The 23,595-nt window shown below is 58.5% G+C and carries 34 protein-coding genes and 1 pseudogene; all 35 read left to right on the top strand.

The features are described 5' to 3' along the window. The first annotated feature begins 144 nt into the window (after window positions 1-144). The 35 genes and pseudogenes from rpsL (at window position 145) to ABQ278_RS13670 (ending at window position 23,554) form a co-directional block, all read left to right on the top strand. Window positions 145-516 (top strand): 30S ribosomal protein S12, encoded by a 372-nt coding sequence (rpsL, locus tag ABQ278_RS13840; RefSeq protein WP_018083821.1) that lies wholly within the window; start codon window positions 145-147, stop codon window positions 514-516. An 11-nt stretch (window positions 517-527) separates the two neighbouring features. Then, window positions 528-1,001, top strand: a complete 474-nt coding sequence (rpsG, locus tag ABQ278_RS13835; RefSeq protein ID WP_018083820.1) for a 30S ribosomal protein S7 — start codon at window positions 528-530, stop codon at window positions 999-1,001. 168 nt (window positions 1,002-1,169) lie between these two features. Then, window positions 1,170-3,248 carry an elongation factor G gene (gene fusA, locus ABQ278_RS13830; RefSeq protein ID WP_349320096.1) on the top strand — a complete coding sequence of 693 codons (2,079 nt, stop codon included), beginning with the start codon at window positions 1,170-1,172 and terminating at the stop codon, window positions 3,246-3,248. 98 nt (window positions 3,249-3,346) lie between these two features. Further along, window positions 3,347-4,537: an elongation factor Tu gene (gene tuf / locus ABQ278_RS13825; protein WP_349319518.1), complete on the top strand. Its 1,191-nt coding sequence runs from the start codon at window positions 3,347-3,349 to the stop codon at window positions 4,535-4,537. 348 nt (window positions 4,538-4,885) lie between these two features. Beyond that, window positions 4,886-5,527, top strand: coding sequence for a glutathione S-transferase family protein (locus ABQ278_RS13820; RefSeq protein ID WP_349320095.1), 642 nt, complete (start codon window positions 4,886-4,888; stop codon window positions 5,525-5,527). Window positions 5,528-5,616: 89 nt separating this feature from the next. Beyond that, window positions 5,617-6,765 carry a GNAT family N-acetyltransferase gene (locus ABQ278_RS13815; protein ID WP_349320094.1) on the top strand — a complete coding sequence of 383 codons (1,149 nt, stop codon included), beginning with the start codon at window positions 5,617-5,619 and terminating at the stop codon, window positions 6,763-6,765. 401 nt (window positions 6,766-7,166) lie between these two features. Next, the gene (gene rpsJ, locus ABQ278_RS13810; protein ID WP_006273890.1) at window positions 7,167-7,475 is read left to right on the top strand and encodes a 30S ribosomal protein S10; all 309 of its coding nucleotides are present in this window, start codon (window positions 7,167-7,169) and stop codon (window positions 7,473-7,475) included. 11 nt (window positions 7,476-7,486) lie between these two features. Further along, window positions 7,487-8,230 carry a 50S ribosomal protein L3 gene (gene rplC, locus ABQ278_RS13805; protein ID WP_349320093.1) on the top strand — a complete coding sequence of 248 codons (744 nt, stop codon included), beginning with the start codon at window positions 7,487-7,489 and terminating at the stop codon, window positions 8,228-8,230. Between the two features lie 2 nt (window positions 8,231-8,232). After that, the gene (gene rplD / locus ABQ278_RS13800) at window positions 8,233-8,865 is read left to right on the top strand and encodes a 50S ribosomal protein L4 (protein ID WP_018083975.1); all 633 of its coding nucleotides are present in this window, start codon (window positions 8,233-8,235) and stop codon (window positions 8,863-8,865) included. 5 nt (window positions 8,866-8,870) lie between these two features. Further along, the gene (locus ABQ278_RS13795; RefSeq protein WP_018083974.1) at window positions 8,871-9,167 is read left to right on the top strand and encodes a 50S ribosomal protein L23; all 297 of its coding nucleotides are present in this window, start codon (window positions 8,871-8,873) and stop codon (window positions 9,165-9,167) included. A gap of 16 nt (window positions 9,168-9,183) precedes the next feature. Next, entirely contained in the window at window positions 9,184-10,020 is an 837-nt protein-coding gene (rplB, locus tag ABQ278_RS13790) for a 50S ribosomal protein L2 (RefSeq protein ID WP_018083973.1), read from the top strand. Window positions 10,021-10,022: 2 nt separating this feature from the next. Further along, entirely contained in the window at window positions 10,023-10,301 is a 279-nt protein-coding gene (gene rpsS / locus ABQ278_RS13785) for a 30S ribosomal protein S19 (protein WP_018083972.1), read from the top strand. 2 nt (window positions 10,302-10,303) lie between these two features. Then, window positions 10,304-10,696 (top strand): 50S ribosomal protein L22, encoded by a 393-nt coding sequence (gene rplV, locus ABQ278_RS13780; protein WP_349320092.1) that lies wholly within the window; start codon window positions 10,304-10,306, stop codon window positions 10,694-10,696. Further along, complete coding sequence (gene rpsC / locus ABQ278_RS13775) at window positions 10,696-11,451, top strand: 30S ribosomal protein S3 (protein ID WP_349320091.1); 756 nt, start codon at window positions 10,696-10,698, stop codon at window positions 11,449-11,451. Before rplV ends, rpsC begins: the two co-directional genes overlap by 1 nt. 5 nt (window positions 11,452-11,456) lie before the next feature. Then, window positions 11,457-11,891 (top strand): 50S ribosomal protein L16, encoded by a 435-nt coding sequence (rplP, locus tag ABQ278_RS13770; protein ID WP_018083969.1) that lies wholly within the window; start codon window positions 11,457-11,459, stop codon window positions 11,889-11,891. A 5-nt stretch (window positions 11,892-11,896) separates the two neighbouring features. After that, a complete protein-coding gene (rpmC, locus tag ABQ278_RS13765; protein WP_018083968.1) occupies window positions 11,897-12,106 on the top strand; it encodes a 50S ribosomal protein L29 in 210 nt (69 codons plus the stop codon). Window positions 12,107-12,118: 12 nt separating this feature from the next. Continuing rightward, window positions 12,119-12,358 carry a 30S ribosomal protein S17 gene (gene rpsQ / locus ABQ278_RS13760; protein ID WP_018083967.1) on the top strand — a complete coding sequence of 80 codons (240 nt, stop codon included), beginning with the start codon at window positions 12,119-12,121 and terminating at the stop codon, window positions 12,356-12,358. Window positions 12,359-12,375: 17 nt separating this feature from the next. Next, window positions 12,376-12,744 (top strand): 50S ribosomal protein L14, encoded by a 369-nt coding sequence (gene rplN / locus ABQ278_RS13755; RefSeq protein ID WP_006273901.1) that lies wholly within the window; start codon window positions 12,376-12,378, stop codon window positions 12,742-12,744. Beyond that, window positions 12,744-13,067: a 50S ribosomal protein L24 gene (gene rplX / locus ABQ278_RS13750; protein WP_349320090.1), complete on the top strand. Its 324-nt coding sequence runs from the start codon at window positions 12,744-12,746 to the stop codon at window positions 13,065-13,067. The genes rplN and rplX overlap by 1 nt, the downstream gene beginning before the upstream one ends. Next, entirely contained in the window at window positions 13,060-13,620 is a 561-nt protein-coding gene (gene rplE / locus ABQ278_RS13745) for a 50S ribosomal protein L5 (RefSeq protein WP_018083965.1), read from the top strand. The genes rplX and rplE overlap by 8 nt, the downstream gene beginning before the upstream one ends. Before the next feature lie 17 nt (window positions 13,621-13,637). Beyond that, the gene (gene rpsN / locus ABQ278_RS13740) at window positions 13,638-13,943 is read left to right on the top strand and encodes a 30S ribosomal protein S14 (RefSeq protein ID WP_018083964.1); all 306 of its coding nucleotides are present in this window, start codon (window positions 13,638-13,640) and stop codon (window positions 13,941-13,943) included. A 15-nt stretch (window positions 13,944-13,958) separates the two neighbouring features. Then, window positions 13,959-14,357, top strand: a complete 399-nt coding sequence (gene rpsH, locus ABQ278_RS13735) for a 30S ribosomal protein S8 (protein ID WP_018083963.1) — start codon at window positions 13,959-13,961, stop codon at window positions 14,355-14,357. Window positions 14,358-14,399: 42 nt separating this feature from the next. Then, window positions 14,400-14,933: pseudogene (gene rplF / locus ABQ278_RS13730) on the top strand (50S ribosomal protein L6). A gap of 3 nt (window positions 14,934-14,936) precedes the next feature. Further along, window positions 14,937-15,290, top strand: a complete 354-nt coding sequence (gene rplR, locus ABQ278_RS13725) for a 50S ribosomal protein L18 (RefSeq protein ID WP_349320089.1) — start codon at window positions 14,937-14,939, stop codon at window positions 15,288-15,290. Window positions 15,291-15,301: 11 nt separating this feature from the next. After that, complete coding sequence (gene rpsE / locus ABQ278_RS13720; protein ID WP_018083960.1) at window positions 15,302-15,871, top strand: 30S ribosomal protein S5; 570 nt, start codon at window positions 15,302-15,304, stop codon at window positions 15,869-15,871. A gap of 3 nt (window positions 15,872-15,874) precedes the next feature. Further along, a complete protein-coding gene (gene rpmD, locus ABQ278_RS13715) occupies window positions 15,875-16,051 on the top strand; it encodes a 50S ribosomal protein L30 (protein ID WP_018083959.1) in 177 nt (58 codons plus the stop codon). A gap of 192 nt (window positions 16,052-16,243) precedes the next feature. After that, window positions 16,244-16,774 carry a 50S ribosomal protein L15 gene (rplO, locus tag ABQ278_RS13710; RefSeq protein WP_018083958.1) on the top strand — a complete coding sequence of 177 codons (531 nt, stop codon included), beginning with the start codon at window positions 16,244-16,246 and terminating at the stop codon, window positions 16,772-16,774. A gap of 180 nt (window positions 16,775-16,954) precedes the next feature. Then, window positions 16,955-18,340 carry a preprotein translocase subunit SecY gene (secY, locus tag ABQ278_RS13705; protein WP_349320088.1) on the top strand — a complete coding sequence of 462 codons (1,386 nt, stop codon included), beginning with the start codon at window positions 16,955-16,957 and terminating at the stop codon, window positions 18,338-18,340. Then, a complete protein-coding gene (locus ABQ278_RS13700) occupies window positions 18,337-18,897 on the top strand; it encodes an adenylate kinase (protein ID WP_349320087.1) in 561 nt (186 codons plus the stop codon). The genes secY and ABQ278_RS13700 overlap by 4 nt, the downstream gene beginning before the upstream one ends. Window positions 18,898-19,218: 321 nt before the next feature. Beyond that, on the top strand, window positions 19,219-19,587 hold the full coding sequence (rpsM, locus tag ABQ278_RS13695; RefSeq protein WP_018083955.1) for a 30S ribosomal protein S13: 369 nt from the start codon (window positions 19,219-19,221) through the stop codon (window positions 19,585-19,587). 15 nt (window positions 19,588-19,602) lie between these two features. Then, on the top strand, window positions 19,603-19,992 hold the full coding sequence (gene rpsK / locus ABQ278_RS13690; protein ID WP_349320086.1) for a 30S ribosomal protein S11: 390 nt from the start codon (window positions 19,603-19,605) through the stop codon (window positions 19,990-19,992). A gap of 72 nt (window positions 19,993-20,064) precedes the next feature. Further along, the gene (locus tag ABQ278_RS13685; protein WP_349320085.1) at window positions 20,065-21,081 is read left to right on the top strand and encodes a DNA-directed RNA polymerase subunit alpha; all 1,017 of its coding nucleotides are present in this window, start codon (window positions 20,065-20,067) and stop codon (window positions 21,079-21,081) included. 244 nt (window positions 21,082-21,325) lie between these two features. Then, window positions 21,326-21,742, top strand: a complete 417-nt coding sequence (gene rplQ / locus ABQ278_RS13680; RefSeq protein WP_349320084.1) for a 50S ribosomal protein L17 — start codon at window positions 21,326-21,328, stop codon at window positions 21,740-21,742. 219 nt (window positions 21,743-21,961) lie between these two features. Next, window positions 21,962-22,114 (top strand): hypothetical protein, encoded by a 153-nt coding sequence (locus ABQ278_RS13675; protein ID WP_349320083.1) that lies wholly within the window; start codon window positions 21,962-21,964, stop codon window positions 22,112-22,114. Between the two features lie 156 nt (window positions 22,115-22,270). Beyond that, on the top strand, window positions 22,271-23,554 hold the full coding sequence (locus ABQ278_RS13670; protein ID WP_349320082.1) for a TCR/Tet family MFS transporter: 1,284 nt from the start codon (window positions 22,271-22,273) through the stop codon (window positions 23,552-23,554). Window positions 23,555-23,595: the final 41 nt, after the last annotated feature.

Genomic DNA, 23,595 nt, shown 5'->3' with positions numbered 1-23,595 from the left:
ACCTCCATAGCGCAGGTTGCGGCTTTTGTGTTTGTTTGGTGAAGGGCCTCCTGAATAGCAAGCCGTCTCTTCACGAGACTCCTGAAACCCTATGATCGCCCGGCCAAACGGCACAGATCATATTGAAGAAAGCCATCGAGCACGATGCCCACAGTTAACCAGCTTATCCGTAAGCCACGCCAGCCCAAGCCCAAGCGCAACAAGGTGCCCGCCCTTAAGGGTTGCCCGCAGCGTCGCGGCGTTTGCACGCGCGTCTACACCACCACGCCTAAGAAGCCGAACTCCGCTCTGCGTAAGGTCGCCAAGGTTCGCCTGACGTCCGGCATCGAAGCCGTTTGCTACATCCCCGGCGAAGGTCACAACCTGCAAGAACACTCCGTGGTGCTGATCCGTGGCGGCCGCGTCAAGGATTTGCCCGGCGTCCGTTATCACATCCTGCGCGGCGTCCTCGATACGCAAGGCGTCAAGAACCGTAAGCAACGTCGTTCGCACTACGGCGCGAAGCGTCCTAAGTAAGGTAGAGAAATATGTCACGTCGTCACCGCGCTGAGAAGCGCGACGTTCTCCCGGACCCCAAGTTCGGCGATCTGATCGTCACCAAGTTCATGAACTACGTCATGTACGAAGGCAAAAAAGCTGTTGCTGAAAACATCATCTACGGCGCCTTCGACATCCTGGAAGCCAAGAAGAAGGACGCGACCGCTGTCGAGACCTTCCACACGGCCCTCGATAACGTTGCCCCTTCGATCGAAGTGCGTTCGCGCCGCGTCGGCGGTGCCACCTATCAGGTTCCGGTCGAAGTTCGCCCCGATCGCCGTCGTGCGCTCGCCATCCGCTGGCTGGTGAACGCCGCCCGCAAGCGTGGCGAAAATACCATGACCGAAAAGCTGGCCGCCGAACTGCTCGACGCCGCCAACAACCGCGGTACGGCCGTCAAGAAGCGTGAAGACACGCACAAGATGGCTGAAGCCAACCGCGCGTTCTCGCACTACCGCTGGTAGGACGGAGCGGGGCGGGGAGTTCGCTTCTCGCTTAAGCGAAAATATTGCTTTCATGCGCGGGTGGTTTGCGTTAAACCGCCCGCGCATACTTGCAAGTGAGATCTATATACCGGCCGTGCCCCAAGCGCGCAGCGGCAGGGCAATTTAACAAGTTTTTGAGGCTCCCCTATGCCCCGCAGTCATAAGATTGAAGACTATCGTAACTTCGGCATCATGGCCCACATTGATGCCGGCAAGACGACGACCACAGAACGGATTCTGTATTACACCGGCAAGAGCCACAAGATCGGCGAAGTGCACGATGGCGCCGCCACGATGGACTGGATGGAGCAGGAGCAGGAGCGTGGTATCACCATCACGTCCGCCGCGACGACCACGTTCTGGCAGGACAAGCGCCTGAACATCATCGACACCCCGGGCCACGTCGATTTCACCATCGAAGTCGAGCGCAACCTGCGCGTCCTCGATGGCGCTGTCGCCGTTCTCGACGGTAACGCCGGTGTTGAGCCCCAGACCGAAACCGTCTGGCGCCAGGCCGACAAGTACTCCGTGCCGCGCATCGTGTTCGTCAACAAGATGGACAAGATCGGCGCCGATTTCGACGCCTCCGTGCAATCGATCCGTGACCGTCTCGGCGCTAAGGCTGTGCCGATCCAGTTCCCGATCGGTTCGGAAAACACCCTGTCGGGTCTGGTTGACCTGGTGCGCATGAAGGCCGTTGTATGGGACAACGATGCTCTGGGCGCTAACTACCGCGACATGGAGATCCCTGCCGATCTGCTGGAAAAGGCTAAGGAAGCCCGCCAGTATCTGATCGACAACGCCGTTGAATGCGACGACGAGGCGATGGAAGCTTATCTCGAAGGCAACGAGCCTTCGGAAGCCGTGCTGAAGAAGTGCATCCGCAAGGCCGTGCTGAACGCCACCTTCTATCCGATCCTCTGCGGTTCGGCTTTCAAGAACAAGGGCGTTCAAACCCTGCTCGACGCCGTCGTCGATTACCTGCCGTCGCCAATCGACGTGCCGCCGACCGTTGGCATTGACTACAAGACCGAAGAGCCGATCACACGCAAGGCTTCGGACGAAGAGCCGCTCGCCATGCTCGCCTTCAAGATCATGGACGACCCCTTCGTTGGTAGCTTGACCTTCTGTCGTCTCTATTCGGGCAAGATGGAAACCGGCATGGGCCTGCTGAACACCACGCGTGACAAGAAAGAGCGCGTTGGCCGTATGTTGCTTATGCACTCGAACGACCGTCAGGACATCAAGGAAGCCTATGCCGGCGACATCGTCGCTCTGGCCGGCCTCAAGGATACCCGCACCGGTGACACCCTGTGCGATCCGATGAAGTCGCCAGTCATTCTTGAGCGCATGGAATTCCCTGCTCCGGTTATCGAAATCGCAGTTGAGCCCAAGTCGAAGGCCGACCAGGAAAAGCTGGGCGTCGCCCTGGCCAAGCTGGCTTCGGAAGATCCTTCCTTCACCGTTTCGACCGACCACGAGTTGGGCCAGACGATCCTGAAGGGCATGGGCGAACTTCACCTCGACATCAAGATCGACATCCTGAAGCGCACCTACAAGGTGGAAGCCAACATCGGCGCGCCGCAGGTGGCCTATCGTGAATCGATCACCCGCACCGCGGAAATCGACTACACACACAAGAAGCAAACCGGTGGTACGGGCCAGTTCGCCCGCGTCATGATCACCTTTGAACCCGGCGAACCCGGTTCGGGCTTCGTGTTCGAATCCGCCATCGTCGGCGGTGCGGTGCCGAAGGAATACATCCCGGGCGTCCAGAAGGGCCTCGAATCCGTCAAGGATAACGGACTTCTGGCCGGCTTCCCGCTGATCGACTTCAAAGCCACCCTGACGGACGGCAAGTTCCACGACGTCGACTCCTCGGTTCTCGCCTTCGAAATCGCTTCGCGAGCTGCCTTCAAGGAACTGCGTGAAAAGGGCGGCCCCAAGCTGCTCGAGCCGATCATGAAGGTCGAAGTGGTTACGCCGGAAGAATATCTTGGTTCGGTCATCGGCGATCTCAACGGTCGTCGTGGCATGATCCAGGGGCAGGACATGCGCGGTAACGCCATCGTCGTTGACGCCTTCGTACCGCTGGCCAACATGTTCGGTTACGTGAACACCCTGCGGGGCATGTCGCAAGGCCGCGCCCAGTTCTCGATGACCTACGATCACTACGAGCCCGTGCCTCAGCACGTCGCCGACGAAGTGATCAAGAAGTTCGCCTAAAACAAATATTGGCCCGTAACATTTTGTGTGCTACGGGCCACGCCAATCTTGTAAACAACCCCCTACCGAATGAAGGTCCGCTACGGCGGAGATGAAAAATGGCCAAGGAAAAATTCAACCGCTCGAAGCCTCACTGTAACATCGGCACCATTGGTCACGTTGACCATGGCAAGACGACTTTGACGGCCGCGATCACGATCACGCTTGCCAAGTCCGGCGGCGCGACGGCAAAGAACTATGCCGACATTGACGCTGCGCCAGAAGAAAAGGCCCGCGGCATCACGATCAACACGGCGCACGTCGAATACGAAACCGCCAACCGCCACTACGCCCACGTCGATTGCCCGGGCCACGCCGACTATGTGAAGAACATGATCACCGGTGCGGCTCAGATGGACGGCGCGATTCTGGTCGTTTCGGCCGCTGACGGCCCGATGCCGCAAACGCGCGAGCACATTCTGCTGGCCCGTCAGGTCGGCGTGCCGGCTCTGGTCGTTTACATGAACAAGGTTGACCTTGTTGACGACGAAGAACTGCTGGAACTGGTTGAAATGGAAGTTCGTGAGCTTCTGTCGTCCTATCAGTTCCCCGGCGACGATATCCCCATCACCAAGGGTTCGGCCAAGGCCGCGACCGATGGCGTGAACCCGGAAATCGGCGAACAGTCGATCCTGGCTCTGATGCAAACGGTTGACGAATACATCCCGCAGCCGGAGCGTCCGGTTGACCTGCCGTTCCTGATGCCGGTCGAAGACGTGTTCTCGATCTCGGGTCGTGGTACGGTTGTGACGGGCCGCGTCGAGCGCGGTATCGTTAAGGTCGGTGAAGAAGTCGAAATCGTCGGCATTCGTCCGGTTCAGAAGACGACCTGCACGGGCGTTGAAATGTTCCGCAAGCTGCTCGACCAGGGTCAAGCTGGTGACAACGTCGGCGTTCTGCTGCGCGGCACCAAGCGTGAAGACGTTGAGCGCGGCCAGGTTCTCTGCAAGCCCGGCTCGATCACGCCGCACACGAAGTTCGTGGCTGAAGCCTACATCCTCACCAAGGAAGAAGGCGGTCGTCACACCCCGTTCTTCACCAACTACCGTCCGCAATTCTACTTCCGTACCACCGACGTGACGGGCATCATCCGCCTGCGCGAAGGCGTGGAAATGATCATGCCTGGCGATAACGCCGAGCTGGACGTTGAACTGATCACCCCGATCGCCATGGAAGAGAAGCTGCGCTTCGCTATCCGTGAAGGTGGCCGCACCGTCGGCGCCGGCGTAGTCGCCAAGATCGTGGAATAGTTGAAGGCGAGGGGCCATTGGCCCCTCGACCCCGATACGCGACGGTGGTTAGATAACGACCGATAAAACTAAAAGACCTCCGGCTTTAGGGCCGGGGGTCTTTTAGTTTTGCAGGCTGCTAATTAATCTCTGTCGAGTTATGGGATCAAAGGGCCTGTGGCCCTTTGCCTTCAATCTTGTTTTGACAGCTCTGCGTCTCCCGCTCATCATAGGCGCGGGTGGCTGTCGGAGAGAGAATATGCGGATAGTTGTAATCCTGTTGGGCGCGATGATGTGCACGGCGTGCGCCGGCATGTATAGCGGCGTTGGTGTGAGTCATGCCGTACAAGCGCAGCAGGCGCCCTCACGATGATCCTGATCGGCCAATATGACAGTCCCTACGTGCGGCGCGTCGGCATTGCCCTGACGCTCTACGGTTTCACGTTCGAACATCGCCCGTGGTCGACCTTCGGCGACGGCGACAAGATCGCGCCATTTAACCCGTTGCGTCGGGTGCCGACCTTGATCCTCGACACCGGCGATATCATTCTTGAGAGCGCCTATGCGCTTGACTGGCTCGATGAGCAGGTGCAGGCGGCCGACACTATAGAGCCGCTGATCGCTGCTTCGGGGCCTGACCGGCAAAAGGCGCTCTATTATATAGCGTTGAGCAGCGGCTTTTCCGACAAGGCCATCGCCCTGTTTTACGAACAGGTGCTGCACAAGGAAACATCGCCTGTCTGGTTGGAGCGTTGCCAGACGCAGATCGGCGCCGTGCTTGATGTGCTGGAAAATATTCGCGCCGAGGCCAAATCGCGCTGGCTGCTGGGTAGCACGATGACGCACGCCGATATCATCCTGGCGTGCAGCCTGCGCCACGCGCGCGAAGCCCATCCGGCGATCGATTTCGCGGCCTGGCCGGCCCTGGCGTTTCATAGCGCTCAGTGTGAACAACTCGATGTTTTCAAGGCGATTTCGCAGCCCTTTATCGGCCCTCCCAGCCAGGATTAAGCCTTGGCTAACCTTGCCGCTTAGCCGGGTGTAAACCCTGTCGTGCTACAACCGGCGCTCATAAAGGTTGCAACAAGGCGAAAAATCGGATGAGCGGACATGCGGAAACCCAGGTCGACATTCTCCGTCCGCAGGACCTGACGCCTGAGGACGCGCGCCTTTGGTTGGGTTTCGTGGCGTCGCGTCCGGAACTGTCCGGTCCCTATTTCGATATCCGCTACGTGCAGGCTATGGGCGCGAAGGTGCCAGGCGGTGCGGTGGCGCGAATCGCGCAGAATGGCCGTGTGGTCGGCTATTTCCCGTTTCAGATCCGTGCCGGCGCACTGCAGCCGTTGGGTGCGCCGATGACCGATTATCACGGACTGATCGGTGAGGCCGGCTGCCCGTTCGATTATATGGCCTTGCTGAAGGCGACCAGAGCCAAACGGCTCGATTTCCAGGGCTGGGTTGGCCCGATGTGCGGAAAGGCGGAAGCGCTGGTGCTTCAGCGCCGCGTGGCCGATACGTCGGAAGGCTTCGATGCCTGGTACGCCAAACAGGATCATGAGCATCACAAGTTTTTCAAGAATGTCGCGCGCTGCGAACGCAACATCGCCAAGGACTTCGGCGGCTTCGATTTTACCTGGGAGCGGGTGACACAGGAGGTCCTCGACTGGGTGATCGCGCTCAAGCGTGAGCAATATAAGAAGAGTGGCCTGCACGATATCTTCGAGTGCGGCTGGACGCGTGACCTGCTCGATAACCTGGCGGTGTTCGATGACGAGGCCTATGGCCTGCGCGCCGGTGTTTTTCGCCATAACGGCAAGCTGGTGGCTGCAGAAATCAGCCTGGCGAATGAGGACAGCGTCCATCTCTGGTTCCCGGCCTACGACCCTGCCTATTACCGCTATACGGTGGGGATTGTGCTGACCATGGCGATCATCCGCGAATTGTCACCCAAGGGCATCAGGAGTTTCGATTTCGGCACAGGTGGCGAGGATTACAAATCACCGTTGACGACCTTTGGCGGGAATTGTTATGAAGGCAGTCTGCAATATACGCCGCGTATCGCCAGCCGTATGGTCGATGCGACCGTGGCCATGCTGCCGGCCAGACCGAAGGTGGAGCAGGTGCGCCTGAGTTTGCGGCGCCGTGTCAATGTCATCCGCTCGACCGAGGTGAGCTTGGTGGGATGGGGCAAGGCGGTTTACGCCATGGGCCAGCGTGCCCTCATGCGCATCAGGCCCGCCAAGGTCTGATAGACCCAAATCACTTTCTAGGTTAAACGACGTCCAATTCCCCGACGGGGAAGGGGATAACTGCGCGTGGAAAGCCAAAGAATCCTCTGTCGCTTATTTTCTCACGCTTTCATGCAATTGAGGCTTGACGAAAGCGAGTTGTTTGGGCATAAGCGCCACTCTGTTAGATCGGCTGTGGCGTCCTCGGGCGTCAAACGCGGTCTGCAAGCATAAAGCAAGACAGGTCTTGCATCCTCTTTTAAGAGGCTTTGACCTGTTTGTTCAACGGCCCGCGCGGGTAATACCGCGAGGGCTTTGTTTTTGCGGATATCGCGTTCGTGCTCAGGTTTCTGAGGGCGAGTTGGTCTTTGAAATGGTTCACTGGACGCGTTAAACGCACCTTCTTTGGGAATACGAGCGATATGGATCGTCAAAATATCCGCATCCGGCTCAAGGCCTTCGATCACCGCGTCCTGGATCATTCCACACGTGAGATCGTCAATACGGCCAAGCGCACGGGTGCTACCGTCCGGGGGCCGATCCCCTTGCCCACGCTGATCGAGCGTTTCACCGTCAACCGTTCGCCGCACGTCGACAAGAAGTCGCGCGAACAGTTCGAAATCCGCACGCACAAGCGTGTCCTCGATATCGTCGATCCGACCCCGCAGACTGTGGACGCGCTGATGAAGCTCGACCTGTCGGCTGGCGTCGACGTCGAAATCAAGATTTAAGGGCGCGGACAATGAGCCAGACTCAAAGAACAGGCCTTCTCGCCAAAAAGCTCGGTATGACCCGCTTCTTCGATGAAGCCGGCGTTCATGTGCCGGTTACCGTGCTGTCGCTCGAAGGCTGTCAGGTTGTCGCGCAGCGCACTCAGGAGCGGGACGGCTACGTCGCCCTGCAGCTCGGTGCCGGTACCCGCAAGGCCAAGAACGTTTCCAATCCCGAGCGCGTCCGTTTCGCCAAGGCTCAGGTTGAGCCTAAGGCCATCCTGACCGAGTTCCGCGTCACGGAAGACGCCCTGGTCGAGGTCGGCGCCGAGCTTTCGGCCGATCACTTCGTCGAAGGTCAGCGCGTCGATATCCAGGGGACGACCATCGGTAAAGGTTTTGCTGGTGCCATGAAGCGCTGGAACTTCGGCGGCATGCGCGCCACCCACGGTGTTTCGGTCTCTCACCGTGCTCACGGTTCGACCGGTCAACGCCAGGATCCGGGCAAGGTCTTCAAGGGTAAGAAGATGGCCGGTCATCTGGGTGTCGAGACTGTCACCACGCTGAACCTCACTGTCGCACGTATCGACGCTGAACGTGGCCTCGTCTTCATCCGTGGCGCTGTCCCGGGTGCGGAAGGTTCCTACGTGAAGATCCGCGACGCTGTTAAAAAGGCGGCTCCGGCCGGTCTGCCGTTCCCGGCTGGCATCAAGAAGGCGGCTTCGGCTGCTGTTGAAGCTGCTCCGGAAGCTCCGGCAGCTGAAGGGGCTGAATAATCATGAAACTCGACGTTATCAAGCTTGACGCCTCCAAGGCTGGCTCGGTGGATGTTTCGGATCTCGTTTTCGGGATCGATGAAATCCGCTCGGACATCCTGTCGCGCGTCGTCAACTGGCAGTTGGCCAAGCGCCGCGCCGGTACGCACAAGGTGCAAACTCGTAACGAGAATTCTCGCACGGGTAAGAAGATGTACAAGCAAAAGGGCTCCGGCGGCGCTCGTCACGGTTCGCGCCGTGCCCCGCAATTCGTCGGCGGTTCGCGCGCCTTCGGTCCGGTTGTTCGCTCGCATGCGTTCGACCTGACCAAGAAGGTCCGTGCGCTCGGTCTTCGCCATGCGCTTTCGTCCAAGATCAAGTCCGGCTCGCTGATCGTTCTCGATCAGGCCGTGATCGACACCCCGAAGACGCAAACACTTCTGGCTTCCTTCGAGAAGCTGGGCCTGAAGAACGCTCTGTTCATCACCGGTCCGGAAGTGGATGCCAACTTCGCTCTCGCTTCGCGCAACATCCCCAATATCGACGTCCTGCCGACGGCCGGTCTGAATGTTTATGACATTCTTCGCCGCCATACGCTGGTTCTGACGAAGTCGGCGGTTGAAGCTATCGAAGCGCGCTTCGCAGTGGAGGCCTAAGTATCATGGCTGCTACCATCCGTAATTTCGACGTTCTTCTGTCGCCGCACATCACTGAAAAGGCCACTCTGCTTTCTGAGCAGAACAAGGTCGTCTTCAAGATCGCGCTCGACGCCTCGAAGGACGAAGTCGCTTCCGCCGTTGAAGCCATTTACAACGTCAAGGTCACCAAGGTGAACACACTCGTCACCAAGGGCAAGACCAAGCGTTTCAAGGGCGTCAAGGGTCGTCGCGTTGACGTCAAAAAAGCAATCGTGACTTTGGCCGAAGGCCAGACGATCGACATCACAACCGGTCTGTAAGGGAAGGGCAAAGCAAATGGCTTTAAAGCAATTTAATCCGACTTCGCCCGGCCGTCGCAGCCTGGTGCTTATCGACCGTTCGGAACTCTTCAAGGGCAAGCCGCAAAAGGCTCTGACCGAAGGTCTGACCAAGTCGGGCGGCCGTGGTGCGCAAGGTCGCATCGCTGTTCGTTTCCGTGGCGGCGGCGCTAAGCGCCTCTATCGCATCGTGGACTTCAAGCGTCGCAAGTTCGACGTGCCGGCCACGGTCGACCATCTGGAATACGATCCGAACCGCACCGCGTTCATCGCGCTGATCACCTACGCCGACGGCGAGAAGGCCTACATCCTGGCCCCGCAACGCCTCAAGGCCGGTGACACGGTTATCGCTTCCGAAAAGGTCGACGTGAAGCCCGGCAACGCCGCGCCGCTGCGTTCGCTGCCGATCGGCACGATCATCCACAATGTTGAACTGAAGCCCCTCAAGGGCGGCCAACTGGCTCGCTCGGCCGGCGCCTACGCTCAACTCGTCGGTCGCGACAATGGTTATGCTCAGATCCGTTTGGGTTCGGGCGAACTTCGCATGGTTCTCGACACCTGCATGGCTACGGTCGGCGCGGTGTCTAACCAGGACCACATGAACCAAAGCCTCGGTAAGGCTGGTCGCGTCCGTCACATGGGCTTCCGTCCGCACGTTCGCGGCGTTGCCATGAACCCGGTCGATCACCCGCACGGTGGTGGTGAAGGCAAGACCTCCGGTGGTCGTAACCCTGTGACACCTTGGGGCAAGCCCACCAAGGGTCGCAAGACTCGTACTAACAAAGCGACGGACAAGTACATCATCCGTTCGCGTCACGTGAAGAAGGCTCGCTAATCATGGCACGCTCCGTATGGAAAGGCCCCTTCGTCGACGGCCACCTTCTCAAGAAGGCGGAAGCGACGTTGGCCAGTGGCCGCAAAGAGGTCATAAAGACCTGGTCGCGCCGTTCGGTGATCATGCCCCAGTTCGTGGGCATCACCTTCGGCGTTTATAACGGTCAGAAGCACGTTCCCGTGCTCGTGTCGGAAGACATGGTTGGCATGAAGTTCGGTGAGTTTTCGCCCACGCGCAACTTCCCCGGCCACGCTGCTGACAAGAAGGCGAAGAGGAAGTAATCATGTCTCAGACAAAGAATCCTCGTCGTGTTGCCGCCAATGAAGCCCGCGTAAAGCTGGTGTCGATCCGTATCAGCCCGCAAAAGCTGAACCTGGTCGCCGCCTCGATCCGCGGCCTCAAGGTGCAGCGCGCACTCAACGAGCTTGAGTTTTCCCGCAAGCGCATCGCCAAGGACGTCCGCAAGGCGCTCTATTCGGCGATCTCGAATGCCGAAAACAACCACAACCTCGATATCGACAACCTGATCGTTGCCGAATCCTTCGTGGGTAAGGGCATTGTCATGAAGCGCTTCGCTTCGCGTGCTCGTGGCCGTTCGTCGCGTATCATCAAGCCGTTCTCGGAACTGACCATCGTCGTCCGTGAAATCGGCGCAGAATCTCAAGAGGCTGCATAATGGGTCAGAAAGCTAATCCGATCGGTTTGCGCCTCGGCATTAACCGCACCTGGGACTCGCGCTGGTTCGCCGCGCGTCAGGAATACGCCAAGCTGCTTCATCAGGACCTGAAGATCCGCAAGGTTCTGAAGGAAAAGCTGAACGCTGCCGGCGTGTCGCGCATCATCATCGAGCGCCCGCACAAGAAGTGCCGCATCACCATCTACGCCGCCCGTCCGGGTGTCGTGATCGGTAAAAAGGGCCAGGACATCGACAAGCTGCGCAAGGACGTTTCCGTCCTGACGCAAGGCGAAGTGTTCCTGAACCTGGTCGAAGTGCGCAAGCCCGAAGTCGACTCGCAACTGGTCGCAGAATTGATCGCTCAGCAACTGGAACGCCGCGTGGCTTTCCGTCGCGCCATGAAGCGTTCGATCCAGTCGGCCATGCGTCTCGGTGCCAAGGGTATCCGTATGAACCTGTCGGGTCGTCTCGGCGGTGCGGAAATCGCCCGTATGGAATGGTATCGTGAAGGCCGCGTACCTTTGCACACCCTCCGTGCCGACATCGACATGGGTTTCGCCGAAGCTCTGACCACCTACGGTATCATTGGTATCAAGGTCTGGATCTTCAAGGGTGAAGTGCTCGAGCACGATCCGATGGCTCAGGACAAGCGTTGGGCAGCCGAAGCGGCCGGCCCGTCGTCGAACGAGCGCCCGGAACGTGGTGACCGTAACAATCGTGGCCCGCGCCGCGATCGCAACAATAAGGAGGCGTAACTCCCATGATGCTTCCCAAGCGTACAAAATACCGGAAGGCCTTCAAAGGCCGTATCCACGGTAACGCCAAGGGTGGTTACACGCTGAACTTCGGTTCGTATGGTCTGAAGACTGTCGAACCGGAGCGTCTGACCGCTCGCCAGATCGAAGCCGCTCGTCGTGCCATCACGCGCCAAATGAAGCGCCAGGGCCGCGTGTGGATCCGTATCTTCCCGGATCTGCCCGTCACGGGTAAGCCCGCCGAAGTCCGTATGGGCAAGGGTAAGGGCGCTGTCGACCATTGGGCCGCCCGCGTGGCTCCTGGCCGCATCCTGTTTGAAATCGACGGCGTGCCCGACGACATCGCGCGTGAAGCGCTTCGTCTCGGCGCCGCCAAGCTGCCTGTTTCCACCCGCGTCGTTACCCGTATCGACGCCGGTGTGGCCATGGCCGCGGAGTAGGACCTATGACCAAGATTGCCGATCTTCGGAGCAAGACCTCCGATCAACTGCACGAACAGCTCCTGGGCCTCAAGAAAGAGCAGTTCAACCTGCGCTTCCAAAAGGCCACTGGGCAGTTCGAGAAAACTCACCGCGTCAACGAGATCCGCAAGGATATCGCCCGCATCCAGACCCTGCTGACGGCGCAACGCGCTGCCAGCAAGTCTGTTGCCTAAAGGAAATAGACCATGCCCAAGCGCATTCTTGAAGGTCTGGTTGTCTCCGATAAGGGCGACAAGACCGTGGTTGTGAAAGTGGAACGTACCGTTCTGCACCCCCGTTTGAAAAAGACGGTGCGTGTGTCGAAGCGTTATCACGCTCATGACGAAGCTAATGATTTCAAGGCCGGCGAAAAGATTCGTATTATCGAATGTGCGCCCAAGTCGAAGCTTAAAACGTGGGAAGTTCTCCCACGCGAAGCCAACTAACTAGGAAAGTTTGAACCATGATTCAGATGCAAACTAACCTGGAAGTGGCCGATAATTCCGGCGCACGTCGGGTCATGTGCATCAAGGTGTTGGGCGGCTCGAAGCGCCGCTACGCCTCGGTGGGTGACCTGATCGTCGTTTCGGTCAAGGAAGCCATTCCTCGTGGCCGCGTGAAGAAGGGCGACGTTCTGCGCGCCATCGTCGTGCGTACCTCGAAGGACATCCAGCGTAAGGACGGATCCGTGATCCGTTTCGACACCAACGCCGCGGTGATCGTCAACAAGTCGAGCGAGCCGATCGGGACTCGTATCTTCGGACCGGTTCCGCGCGAACTTCGCGCCAAGAACCACATGAAGATCATTTCCCTGGCTCCGGAGGTCATCTAATGGCTGCTAAAATCAAAAAGGGCGACCAGGTCGTCCTGCTGACCGGCAAGGACAAGGGCCGCAGGGGCTCTGTAACCAAGGTTGTCACCAAGGACGGTCAAGCTGAGCGCGTGATCGTTCAGGGCCTGAACATGGTCCAGCGCCACACCCGTCCGTCGCAGGGTAACCCGCAAGGCGGCATCATCAACAAGGAAGCGGCTGTGCACGTTTCCAACGTGTCTCATGTTGACTCGAACGGCAAGCCGACCCGCGTCGGTTTCAAGGTCGAAGGCGACAAGAAGGTCCGTTACGCCAAGACGACGGGAGATGTCATCAATGGCTAATGCTGAAAAGTACGTTCCTCGCGCCAAGCAGGTTTACCTGGATACCATCCGGGACGCCCTGAAGGCCGAGTTCGGCTACACCAACGAAATGCAGGTCCCCAAGCTCGACAAGATCGTCGTGAACATGGGTATCGGTGAAGCGACTGCCGACTCCAAGAAGGTCAAGAGCGCCATCAAGGATCTGGCTGCGATCACCGGTCAAAAGCCGGCGGAAACCAAGGCCCGTAACTCCATCGCCGGCTTCAAGCTGCGCGAAGGTATGGTGATCGGCGCCAAGGTGACCCTGCGCAAGGATCGTATGTACGAATTCCTCGACCGCCTGATCACCATCGCCCTGCCGCGCGTGAAAGACTTCCGTGGTCTGAACGGCAATAGCTTCGATGGTCGTGGCAACTACGCCATGGGTCTTCGCGAACACATCGTGTTCCCGGAAATCAACTACGACCAGATCGATCAGATGTGGGGCATGGACATCGTTGTCTGCACCACGGCTCCGAGTGACAAGGAAGCTAAGGCGCTTCTGAAGCATTTCCAGTTCCCGTTCACGTCTTAAGCGGGTAGAGAGAGAAAATGGCAAAGAAAAGCGCTGTAAACCGCAACGAGATGGTCAAGAAGCTGGTGGCTCAATATGCCGCCAAGCGCGAAGCCCTCAAAGCGATCGCTAACGATGAGAACCTGCCTCTGGAAGAGCGTTTCGACGCTCGCCTGAAGCTGGCCAAACTGCCCCGTAACTCGAATGCAACCCGCATTCGCAACCGTTGTGAAGTCACCGGCCGTCCGCGTGCCTACTATCGCAAGCTCCACATGAGCCGGATCGCGCTCCGTCAGCTGGCCAATCAAGGCCAGATTCCGGGCATGACCAAGGCCAGCTGGTAAGAAGGAGGATATAGAATGTTCGTCAATGATCCTCTGAGCGATATGATCGCCCGTATCAAGAACGCTGCCATGCGCAAGCGTTCGAAGGTGCTCACCCCGGCTTCCAAGCTGCGTGCCCACGTACTCGACGTCCTGAAGGACGAAGGCTACATCCGTGGTTACGAAGTCGTGGAAACACCTGGTGAATTCCCGCAGTTCGAAATCGAACTGAAGTACTTCGACGGCGCGCCGGTCATCGCGGAAATCTCCCGCGTGTCCAAGCCCGGTCGTCGTGTCTATTCGTCGATCAAGGACCTGAAGCCGGTAAAGAACGGCCTGGGTATCTCGATCTTGTCGACGCCCAAGGGCGTCATGTCTGACAACAACGCCCGCGAAAACAACGTGGGTGGTGAAGTTCTCTGCCGCGTCTATTAATAGACACGGCCGAGGACACTTAAGGCATTAGAAAGTTTTAAAATGTCCCGGATTGGTAAAAAAGCCATCGCAGTCCCGGCCGGCGTGACTATCACGCTGATCGGGCAAGACATTTCGGTGAAGGGCCCCAAGGGCGTCCAGAGCTGGACTGTTGTTGAAGAAATCGAAGTCAAGCAAGACGGCGCAAGCCTAAGCGTTTCGCCGCGTGGCGAAACCGCTCGCCACCGTTCGATGTGGGGCCTGTCGCGCACGCTGATCGCCAATATGGTGAAGGGCGTGACCGAAGGTTTCGAGCAGAGCCTGGAAATGGTCGGCGTTGGTTATCGCGCAGCCCTGCAAGGCAACAAGCTGGAACTGTCGCTCGGCTTCTCGCACCCTGTCATCATCGACCCGCCCGCGGGTATCACCTTCGTGGTGCCGAAGCAGACGGAAGTGAAGATTTAGGGCATCGACAAGCAACTGGTCGGTGAACTGGCGGCTAAGATCCGCAAGATCCGTCCGCCTGAGCCTTACAAGGGCAAGGGCGTTAAGTATGCTGGCGAAAAGGTTCGCCGCAAGGAAGGCAAGAAGAAGTAAGTCATGGCTCTGTCTCCTCGTGAACAAATGGCTCGTCGCGCGCAACGTAACCGTACGCGCCTCAAGAAGCTCTCCAACGGCCGCCCGCGTTTGTCGGTGTTCCGTTCGGACAAAAACATCTACGCTCAGGTCATTGATGACCAGAGTGGCGTGACCATCGTGTCCGCTTCGTCGCTGGAAAGCGGCAAGAAGCAGGGTTCGGATGCTGCCGCGGCTACGGAAGTCGGCAAGCTGGTTGCGCAACGCGCCATCGAAAAAGGCGTCAAGGACGTCGTGTTCGATCGCGGTGGCTACATCTATCACGGTCGGGTGAAGGCGCTGGCGGAAGCCGCGCGTGAAGCCGGTCTTAACTTCTAAGGGAATCGTTCATGGCCCGTCCTAGCGAAAACCGCTCCCGCGACCGCAACGAAGAACCTTCGGAATTCGTTGAAAAGCTGGTCGCTATCAACCGCGTCGCCGCCACCGTCAAGGGTGGTCGTCGCTTCTCGTTTGCAGCCCTGATGGTCGTTGGTGACCAAAAAGGCCGCGTCGGCTACGGTCATGGCAAGGCGCGCGAAGTGCCTGAAGCCATCCGCAAGGCGACCGAAGAAGCCAAGAAGTCCCTGATCCGCGTGCCTTTGCGCGAATCCCGCACCCTGCACCATGATGGTTACGGCCGTTGGGGCGCCGGCAAGATCCAGATGCGTGCGGCCCCTCCGGGCACCGGCGTCATCGCGGGTGGTCCGATGCGTGCCGTTCTCGAAACCCTCGGTGTTTCGGACGTCGTCGCCAAGTCCATGGGCTCGTCGAACCCCTACAACATGGTTCGCGCCACGTTCGAAGCTCTGAAGGTGCAATCGTCGCCCCGTCAGATCGCCTCGAAGCGCGGCAAGAAGGTCGGTGACCTTCTGAAGAGCCGTGCCGATGGCGCTTCGTCGCCTGAATCGCTGGAGGGTTAAGAGATGGCTACTGTTACGATTAAGCAAACCGGTTCGCCGATCCGTCGTACCAAGGACCAGCGCGCCACGCTCGCCGGTCTCGGCCTGAACAAGATGGGCCGTGTCTCCGTTCTGGAAGACACCCCCTCGGTTCGCGGCATGATCGCCAAGGTCGCTCACATGGTAGCGATTGTTGAGTAAAAGATTTGAGCCCGTCCGCTGACAAAATCGGCTGACGGGCTTGATCTCTTCTGGAGCGTGCTGTAACAGGCGCGCTTCTTTGCTCTTAAAAAGGGCAAATTATTTTTCAAGCCGAGTTGGTCTCCTGACCAGCGCATTATTCATCAGTGCCCTCAAGCAGAGAAGCGATGGGGCAGCAAAAAAGGCAAAACGATGACAAAGTTGAATGAACTCCGCGACAATCCTGGCTCCACCAAGGGCCGTATGCGCGTTGGCCGTGGCCCCGGTTCGGGCAAGGGCAAGACCGCCGGTCGCGGCGTCAAGGGGCAGAAGTCCCGTTCGGGCGTTTCGCTCCTCGGCTTCGAAGGCGGCCAGATGCCGCTGTACATGCGCATGCCCAAGCGCGGTTTCAACAATCCTTTCGCCCTCAAGTTCGCTGAAGTGAACCTGTGGCGCCTGCAACAGGCGATCGACGCCGGCAAGCTCGACGCCAAGGGCGACATCGATGCGGCTGTCCTGGTTGCTGCCGGTGTCATCCGTCGTGAACTCGACGGCGTGCGTCTGCTCGGCGAAGGTGAACTGACCGCGAAGCTGTCGCTTAAGGTCTATTCCGCTTCCGCCGGCGCCATCAAGGCCGTGGAAGCGGCGGGTGGCTCGGTCGTGCAAAAGCGTACCGAAGTCGAAGCCAAGGTCGTCGCTCGCGCCGAAAAGGTCGCCGCTGCCAAGGCTGCGCGCAAGGCTTAAGCCAAACTGATTGGCCGGGTTATGCCCGGCCAAGTATGTCGTGCATTTGACGTTTCGACATGCGTACCCCATATGGGTCGGAATGGGTGAGGGCGGTTTCTCAAGAATTGCATATAACCCCATCCGACCCTTTTGGGTGATCATAAGGGCGCTGGCGCCCCATGCGAATTTGAGGACTTTATGGCTTCTGCTGCTGAACAACTCGCCGCCAATATGAATTTCGGCGCCTTTTCCAAGGCGACTGATCTGCACAAGCGTTTGCTCTTTACGCTCGGCGCGCTGATCGTCTACCGTCTCGGCACCTATGTGCCGCTGCCGGGCATTAATATGGCGGCTTTCTCGCAGGCCTTCTCCGGTCAGTCGAACGGCATTTTCGGCATGATGAACATGTTCGCCGGGGGCGCCGTTGAGCGCATGGCGGTGTTCGCGCTGAACCTGATGCCCTACATTTCGGCCTCTATTATTGTCCAGCTTATGGGCTCCGTCTATGCGCCGTGGGAAAAGCTGCGCAAGGAAGGCGGCGAAGCCGGCCGCAAGCAACTCAATCAATATACCCGCTATCTGACTGTCGTCCTGGCTCTGATCCAGTCCTTCGGTATTGCGTCTGCCATGCAGACCTCAGGCCTGGCCATCCAGTCCGGCCCCTTCTTCCTTATCACGGCTGTGGCCACCCTGACCGGTGGCACACTGTTCCTGATGTGGCTGGGTGAGCAGATCACCTCGCGTGGCATCGGTAACGGTTCGTCCATGATCATCTTCGCTGGTATCGTAGCGGTTTTGCCGAAGACTGTCGGCAGCCTGCTCAGCATGGGTTCGACTGGTGATATCCAGCCGGTGTCGTTGATCCTTATCGTCGCTGTCCTGATCGCCGCCATCGTCTTTATTGTGCTCATGGAGCGCTCGCAGCGCCGTCTGCTGGTGCAGTATCCGAAGCGCCAGGTTGGCAACAAGATCATGGGCGGCGAATTGTCGTTCATGCCGCTGAAGGTCAATACGGCCGGTGTTATTCCGCCGATCTTCGCCTCGTCGCTGCTGCTGATGCCGACCTCCGTCCTGGCTTTCGTTGGTCAGAATCCGGACAAGATCCCGAGCTGGTTGCAATGGCTGCCGTCGATGAGCGCGCAACTGACGCACGGCCACCCAATCTTCATGATCCTCTACGCGGCCATGATCATCTTCTTCACCTTCCTCTATACCTCGCTGGTCTTCAATCCGGACGAGACGGCGGAAAACCTGCGCAAGTACGGCGGCTTCCTGCCGGGCATTCGCCCTGGCAAGCGCACGGCGGAATATCTCGATTTCGTGCTGACCCGCATTACGGTTCTTGGTGCGGCCTACATCACCATCGTCTGTCTTCTGCCGGAATTCATGATTTCAGCGCTGGGCAACAGCTTCTACTTCGGCGGCACCTCGATCCTGATCGTCGTGACCGTGACCATGGATACCGTGGCGCAAATCCAGTCTCATCTTCTGGCCCACCAGTATGATGGCCTGATCAAAAAATCCAAGCTCAAGACGGGCAGCAAGTCGGCAGCCGCCGGCACCCGCGGAAGGATCGGCCGATGAACATCATCCTGTTTGGTCCCCCCGCGGCGGGTAAGGGTACGCAAGCAAAGCGTCTGGTCACGACGCGCGGCATGGTTCAGCTCTCGACGGGCGACATGCTGCGGGCCGCGATCAAGGCGGAAAGCGAACTTGGCCTCAAGGTCAAGGATATTCTGGCCACGGGTGGTCTGGTTTCGGATGAGATCGTGATCGACCTGATCAAGGAAAATTTGCCGGCCGCTGAAGCCGCCGGTGGGGCTATCTTCGACGGTTTCCCGCGGACAGTGGCGCAGGCCGAAGCCCTCGACGCCATGCTTGGTGAGCGCGGCGCGAAGATCGACAAGGTTGTCCGCCTCAAGGTGGACGAGCAGGCCCTGGTGACCCGGATTGAAACCCGCTTCGCCGAAGAAGGTCGTTCGGATGACAATCCGGAAGCCTATAAGGTGCGTCTGGCGGCTTACAATGCCCAGACCGCGCCGCTGCTGCCTTACTACGCGGCGCAGGGCAAGCTTTACGAAATCGACGGTATGGGGGCGGTGGAACATGTCGCTGCCCGTATCGAAGGGGCGCTGGCCTAAGGCTCAGGCCTGAAACGAGATTCGCCAGAGGTCGTGAAAGCGATCCTTGGTACGGGCATCTGCCCAAAAGACGGCGATGCGAAGCACCTTTGGCGCCGAGCATTCAGATAAGATTAAAAAAGTATAACCAGACTTCGTTTGGCTTGCTTTTTTAAAACTAAACCATTGACGGGAGCCAAAACCCTTCTATAAGGGCAGCTTCCGCGAAATCGCGCGTATGAATCACGGTCGGCCTGACTATTCGGGGTGACCGGGAGGCATACGTGTCACCTTTCGTTTTTTAGACGTGTTCTGCGGAATGCGTTGCAGGAGATACCTCAAGTGGCCCGTATTGCAGGCGTCAATATTCCGACCAACAAGCGCGTAGTGATCGCGCTTCAATATATTCACGGCATCGGCGCCAAGCACGCTGAAGAGATTGTTCAGAAGGTCGGCATCGAAGATGCGCGCCGCGTCAATCAGCTTTCGGATGCCGAAGTGCTGCAAATCCGCGAAACCATCGATCGTGACTATACGGTCGAGGGCGATCTGCGCCGTGAAGTTTCCATGAACATCAAGCGCCTTATGGACCTGGCCTGCTACCGCGGCCTGCGTCACCGTAAGGGTCTGCCCGTGCGCGGTCAGCGTACTCACACCAATGCGCGTACGCGCAAAGGCCCGGCGAAGCCCATCGCCGGCAAGAAGAAGTAAGGAATAGTCTGACCAATGGCTAAAGAACCTTCCCGCGTTAAAAAGCGCGAACGCAAGAACATCACCTCGGGTGTGGCTCACGTCAACGCCTCGTTCAACAACACCATGATCACGATCACCGACGCGCAAGGCAATACCGTGTCCTGGTCGTCGGCTGGCACCATGGGCTTCAAGGGCTCGCGTAAAAGCACCCCTTACGCCGCTCAGGTTGCTGCCGAAGACGCTGGCAAGAAAGCCATCGAGCACGGTGTCAAGACTTTGGAAGTCAGCGTCGCCGGTCCGGGTTCGGGCCGTGAATTGGCTCTGCGCGCCCTGCAGGCTGTCGGCTTCACCATCACCACAATCCGTGATGTGACCCCGATCCCGCACAACGGCTGCCGTCCGCCGAAGCGTCGTCGCGTTTAATTTATTATTCCCTATTTTTTTAGTCGCTCTGCCGATTTGGCAGGGCGACCTTTCCTGTCTTGAGGGACGTAAATGATCGAAAGAAACTGGCAACAGCTTATTCGTCCCGAGAAGCCACAAGTCGAAGCGGGTTCCGATCCTTCGCGCAAGATGCGTCTTGTCGCGGAGCCTCTGGAGCGCGGTTTTGGCGTGACCCTCGGTAACGCGCTGCGTCGCGTACTCCTCTCCTCGCTGCAAGGCGCGGCTGTCACCTCCGTCCAGATTGACGGCGTGGTGCACGAATTCTCCTCCATCGAAGGCGTCCGCGAAGACGTCGTCGACATTATCCTGAACATCAAGCAACTGGCGCTGCGCATGCACGCCGAAGGTCCGAAGCGCATGGTTCTGCGCGCGTCGGGTGCTGGTCCGGTCACCGCCGGCCAGATTGATGTGCCTGCCGATATCGAAGTCCTCAACCCCGACCACGTGATCTGCACGCTGGACGAGGGCGCCTCTGTGCGTATGGAATTCACCATCCAGAACGGCAAGGGTTATGTTCCCGCCGATCAGAACCGTCCGGAAGACGCCCCGATCGGCCTCATCGCCGTCGATGCGCTCTATTCGCCGGTGAAGAAGGTGGCCTATCGCGTTGAGCCGACCCGTCACGGTCAATGGCTCGACAAGGACAAGCTCATCCTGGACGTCGAAACCAATGCGGCAATCACGCCGGTTGACGCTGTCGCTTTCGCGGCGCGCATCCTGCAGGATCAACTGCAAATCTTCATCACCTTCGAAGAGCCAAAGGCTCCTGTGGTCGAAGAAGGTAAGCCTGAGCTGCCGTTCAATCCGGCCCTGCTCAAGAAGGTCGACGAACTCGAACTGTCGGTCCGTTCGGCCAACTGCCTCAAGAACGATAACATCGTCTACATCGGCGATCTTATCCTCAAGACGGAATCCGAAATGCTTCGCACGCCGAACTTCGGCCGCAAGTCGCTCAACGAAATCAAGGAAGTTCTTGCTTCCATGAACCTGAGCCTCGGCATGGATATCCCGAACTGGCCGCCGGAAAACGTTGAAGACTTGGCCAAGAAATTCGAAGATCAAATCTAGAATTTCTGCTATAAGTTAAGGGAAGCCCGGCCGAGCAATCATCCGGGCTTCCTATTTTTAGGAACTGTTTTTTTTCAGTTTCTGACTTGCCGCGAAAGACCAAAACCTTGTCGCGGTAATTTCCAGGCATTTCGCTTGGACGTCTGGAACGGGCAGGGGCCGATCGGTTGCTGACCTTTGTTTTCAGGCTCGCTTTTGGGAGACTGGACGCGCTGCGTGCCGCTGGTCTTTTGGAGAATTTATTATGCGTCACGGTTCAGGCCATCGCAAACTCGGTCGCACGTCTTCGCACCGTATCGCCATGTTCGCCAACATGGCAGCTTCGCTTATCAAGCACGAACAAATCGTCACCACCCTGCCGAAGGCCAAGGAAATCCGTCCCTTCGTCGAGAAGCTGGTGACCCTGGCCAAGTCGGGCACCCTGCACGACCGCCGCATCGCCATTTCGCGCGTCCGCGACGTGACTCAGGTCGGCAAGCTGTTTGACGTCCTCGGCAAGCGCTACGCCGATCGTAACGGCGGCTATATCCGCATCATGAAGGCTGGCTTCCGCCACGGCGATAACGCCCCGATGGCGATCATCGAATTCGTCGATCGCGACGAAGCCGCCAAGGGCCTCGACTCCGGTCCGGTGTATGAAGCCGCTGGCGACGAAGAATAGGTTTCGACCCACAGGTCAATCCTTAGAAACCCCCGGTTCGCCGGGGGTTTTTTATTGCGCTGCACCCATTTTTACGATTTGGTTACATCTGTTAACGGAGGCGTGATCAAACGTCATGAAGCGTTATTTCGCGTTTCATAAAAAGACGGTTAACATTTAGTCTAGGCAAGGCCCTGTGCGCCCTGTCTTTTGAGTTCATCGCATTTCAAGGAGGGTAACATGATTGACGATTACGCTATCGCCGACCCGGCCGAACAGACGCTGGAAGCGTCAGGCGATATGAGCCTGTCACCGGAACAAGGACAGGAGGCCGATACCACGACACCGCTGTTCTCTTTGCCTGTGCTGGATCGTATCCGCACCAGCGATTAAGCTAAAGTCCGTTCAGTAGGAAAGGCCTCCGTTCACGCGGGGGCTTTTTTAATGCCTGCTGACAGAAACGGACAGCCAGCAACTTAGAACCGGAGCCTTGACTTGGCGTATCGGCGTAATTCCGCTACAGAGCCTGTCTAACAAGAAAGACCGGACATGTCGGAAATGCCTGTAGCTGCCCCACGCAAAGCCGCCGCCGCCTTTATTCTGGTGACGGTCTTCCTCGATATGCTGTCAATCGGGGTGATCATTCCGGTGCTGCCCAATCTGATCAAGGCCTTCCTCGGCGGCTCGGTGTCCGAGGCCGGCCTGTGGACCGGCATCTTCGGCGCGGCCTGGGGGCTGGCGCAGTTCATCTTCTCACCGATCCAGGGCGGCCTGTCCGACGCCATCGGCCGGCGGCCAGTCGTTCTGGCCTCGAACTTCGGCACCGGCGTCGATTTTCTTTTCATGGCGCTGGCGCCCGGCCTGTGGTGGCTGCTGGCGGGCCGGATCATCTCGGGCATCACCTCGGCCAGCATTTCAACCGCCTACGCCTATATGAGCGATGTCACGGCGCCGGAAAAGCGCGCCAGTGTCTACGGCCTGATGGGCGCGGCCTTTGGCGTCGGTTTTGTGGTCGGGCCCAGCCTCGGCGGTGTGCTGGGCGGTGGCCTGCACTGGGGACCGATCCAGTTTGATGGCAACAACCACTATCCGTTTTTCTTCGCTGCGGCCTTGAGCCTGTGCAACTTCCTCTACGGCCTGTTCGTCCTGCCGGAATCGCTGCCGAAGGAAAAGCGCAAACCGTTCAGCTTCCATACGTCGAATCCGATCGGCGCCATCAAATTTCTGGCGCGCTCGGCGCAGGTCATGCGCCTGTCGTTCATGTATTTCCTTTTGATGTTCGGCCAGAGCGTCTTCCCGACCACGATGGTGCTCTATGCCGGTTACCGCTTCGGCTGGGGACCGACGCAGGTCGGGCTCATGCTGGCCGTGGTCGGTATCCTGTCAGCCATCGTGCAGGGCGGGCTGACCGGCATGATCACCAAATGGATCGGTGAACGCAAGGCCATGTATATCGGCATTGTCGCCTCTTTGATCGCCTATATCGGTTATGGTCTGGCCCCGAACGGCATAGTGTTTGTGGCCTTCATCTCGGTTGGTTGCCTCGGCGGTCTGGCCATGCCCAATATCCAGTCGCTGATGAGCAGCAAGGTCGATCCGAAAGAGCAGGGGACCTTGCAGGGCGCGAACATGAGCCTGACGACCCTTGGCAATATCGTGGCGCCGCTGATCTTCGGCTTTGTGCTCTCCACGGTGACCAGGCCCGGCGTGGCGATGCTCTATAGCGGCGCGGCCTTTCTGGTGGCGGCCTTATGCATGCTCCTCTGTCTGGGGCTGGCCACGGGCGTGACGCAATCGCTGAAAATCGAAAAGGCCTATGGTGGCGAGCATTAAAGGCAAATATGAGCTGACACGCCGGCGATAGCCTTGATACC

It is taken from the genome of Asticcacaulis sp. MM231 (assembly GCF_964186625.1).
In the GTDB taxonomy this organism is placed as follows: domain Bacteria; phylum Pseudomonadota; class Alphaproteobacteria; order Caulobacterales; family Caulobacteraceae; genus Asticcacaulis.
Note: the sequence above shows the minus strand (reverse complement) of the source record. Positions and strands in the feature narration are given on the sequence as shown.

Excerpts from the sequence above, each read along its gene's own strand:
- rpsL (WP_018083821.1), top strand. The coding sequence starts at position 145 with ATGCCCACAGTTAACCAGCTTATCCGTAAGCCACGCCAGCCCAAGCCC.
- rpsG (WP_018083820.1), top strand. The coding sequence starts at position 528 with ATGTCACGTCGTCACCGCGCTGAGAAGCGCGACGTTCTCCCGGACCCC.
- fusA (WP_349320096.1), top strand. The coding sequence starts at position 1,170 with ATGCCCCGCAGTCATAAGATTGAAGACTATCGTAACTTCGGCATCATG.
- tuf (WP_349319518.1), top strand. The coding sequence starts at position 3,347 with ATGGCCAAGGAAAAATTCAACCGCTCGAAGCCTCACTGTAACATCGGC.
- ABQ278_RS13820 (WP_349320095.1), top strand. The coding sequence starts at position 4,886 with ATGATCCTGATCGGCCAATATGACAGTCCCTACGTGCGGCGCGTCGGC.
- ABQ278_RS13815 (WP_349320094.1), top strand. The coding sequence starts at position 5,617 with ATGAGCGGACATGCGGAAACCCAGGTCGACATTCTCCGTCCGCAGGAC.
- rpsJ (WP_006273890.1), top strand. The coding sequence starts at position 7,167 with ATGGATCGTCAAAATATCCGCATCCGGCTCAAGGCCTTCGATCACCGC.
- rplC (WP_349320093.1), top strand. The coding sequence starts at position 7,487 with ATGAGCCAGACTCAAAGAACAGGCCTTCTCGCCAAAAAGCTCGGTATG.
- rplD (WP_018083975.1), top strand. The coding sequence starts at position 8,233 with ATGAAACTCGACGTTATCAAGCTTGACGCCTCCAAGGCTGGCTCGGTG.
- ABQ278_RS13795 (WP_018083974.1), top strand. The coding sequence starts at position 8,871 with ATGGCTGCTACCATCCGTAATTTCGACGTTCTTCTGTCGCCGCACATC.
- rplB (WP_018083973.1), top strand. The coding sequence starts at position 9,184 with ATGGCTTTAAAGCAATTTAATCCGACTTCGCCCGGCCGTCGCAGCCTG.
- rpsS (WP_018083972.1), top strand. The coding sequence starts at position 10,023 with ATGGCACGCTCCGTATGGAAAGGCCCCTTCGTCGACGGCCACCTTCTC.
- rplV (WP_349320092.1), top strand. The coding sequence starts at position 10,304 with ATGTCTCAGACAAAGAATCCTCGTCGTGTTGCCGCCAATGAAGCCCGC.
- rpsC (WP_349320091.1), top strand. The coding sequence starts at position 10,696 with ATGGGTCAGAAAGCTAATCCGATCGGTTTGCGCCTCGGCATTAACCGC.
- rplP (WP_018083969.1), top strand. The coding sequence starts at position 11,457 with ATGATGCTTCCCAAGCGTACAAAATACCGGAAGGCCTTCAAAGGCCGT.
- rpmC (WP_018083968.1), top strand. The coding sequence starts at position 11,897 with ATGACCAAGATTGCCGATCTTCGGAGCAAGACCTCCGATCAACTGCAC.
- rpsQ (WP_018083967.1), top strand. The coding sequence starts at position 12,119 with ATGCCCAAGCGCATTCTTGAAGGTCTGGTTGTCTCCGATAAGGGCGAC.
- rplN (WP_006273901.1), top strand. The coding sequence starts at position 12,376 with ATGATTCAGATGCAAACTAACCTGGAAGTGGCCGATAATTCCGGCGCA.
- rplX (WP_349320090.1), top strand. The coding sequence starts at position 12,744 with ATGGCTGCTAAAATCAAAAAGGGCGACCAGGTCGTCCTGCTGACCGGC.
- rplE (WP_018083965.1), top strand. The coding sequence starts at position 13,060 with ATGGCTAATGCTGAAAAGTACGTTCCTCGCGCCAAGCAGGTTTACCTG.
- rpsN (WP_018083964.1), top strand. The coding sequence starts at position 13,638 with ATGGCAAAGAAAAGCGCTGTAAACCGCAACGAGATGGTCAAGAAGCTG.
- rpsH (WP_018083963.1), top strand. The coding sequence starts at position 13,959 with ATGTTCGTCAATGATCCTCTGAGCGATATGATCGCCCGTATCAAGAAC.
- rplR (WP_349320089.1), top strand. The coding sequence starts at position 14,937 with ATGGCTCTGTCTCCTCGTGAACAAATGGCTCGTCGCGCGCAACGTAAC.
- rpsE (WP_018083960.1), top strand. The coding sequence starts at position 15,302 with ATGGCCCGTCCTAGCGAAAACCGCTCCCGCGACCGCAACGAAGAACCT.
- rpmD (WP_018083959.1), top strand. The coding sequence starts at position 15,875 with ATGGCTACTGTTACGATTAAGCAAACCGGTTCGCCGATCCGTCGTACC.
- rplO (WP_018083958.1), top strand. The coding sequence starts at position 16,244 with ATGACAAAGTTGAATGAACTCCGCGACAATCCTGGCTCCACCAAGGGC.
- secY (WP_349320088.1), top strand. The coding sequence starts at position 16,955 with ATGGCTTCTGCTGCTGAACAACTCGCCGCCAATATGAATTTCGGCGCC.
- ABQ278_RS13700 (WP_349320087.1), top strand. The coding sequence starts at position 18,337 with ATGAACATCATCCTGTTTGGTCCCCCCGCGGCGGGTAAGGGTACGCAA.
- rpsK (WP_349320086.1), top strand. The coding sequence starts at position 19,603 with ATGGCTAAAGAACCTTCCCGCGTTAAAAAGCGCGAACGCAAGAACATC.
- ABQ278_RS13685 (WP_349320085.1), top strand. The coding sequence starts at position 20,065 with ATGATCGAAAGAAACTGGCAACAGCTTATTCGTCCCGAGAAGCCACAA.
- rplQ (WP_349320084.1), top strand. The coding sequence starts at position 21,326 with ATGCGTCACGGTTCAGGCCATCGCAAACTCGGTCGCACGTCTTCGCAC.
- ABQ278_RS13675 (WP_349320083.1), top strand. The coding sequence starts at position 21,962 with ATGATTGACGATTACGCTATCGCCGACCCGGCCGAACAGACGCTGGAA.
- ABQ278_RS13670 (WP_349320082.1), top strand. The coding sequence starts at position 22,271 with ATGTCGGAAATGCCTGTAGCTGCCCCACGCAAAGCCGCCGCCGCCTTT.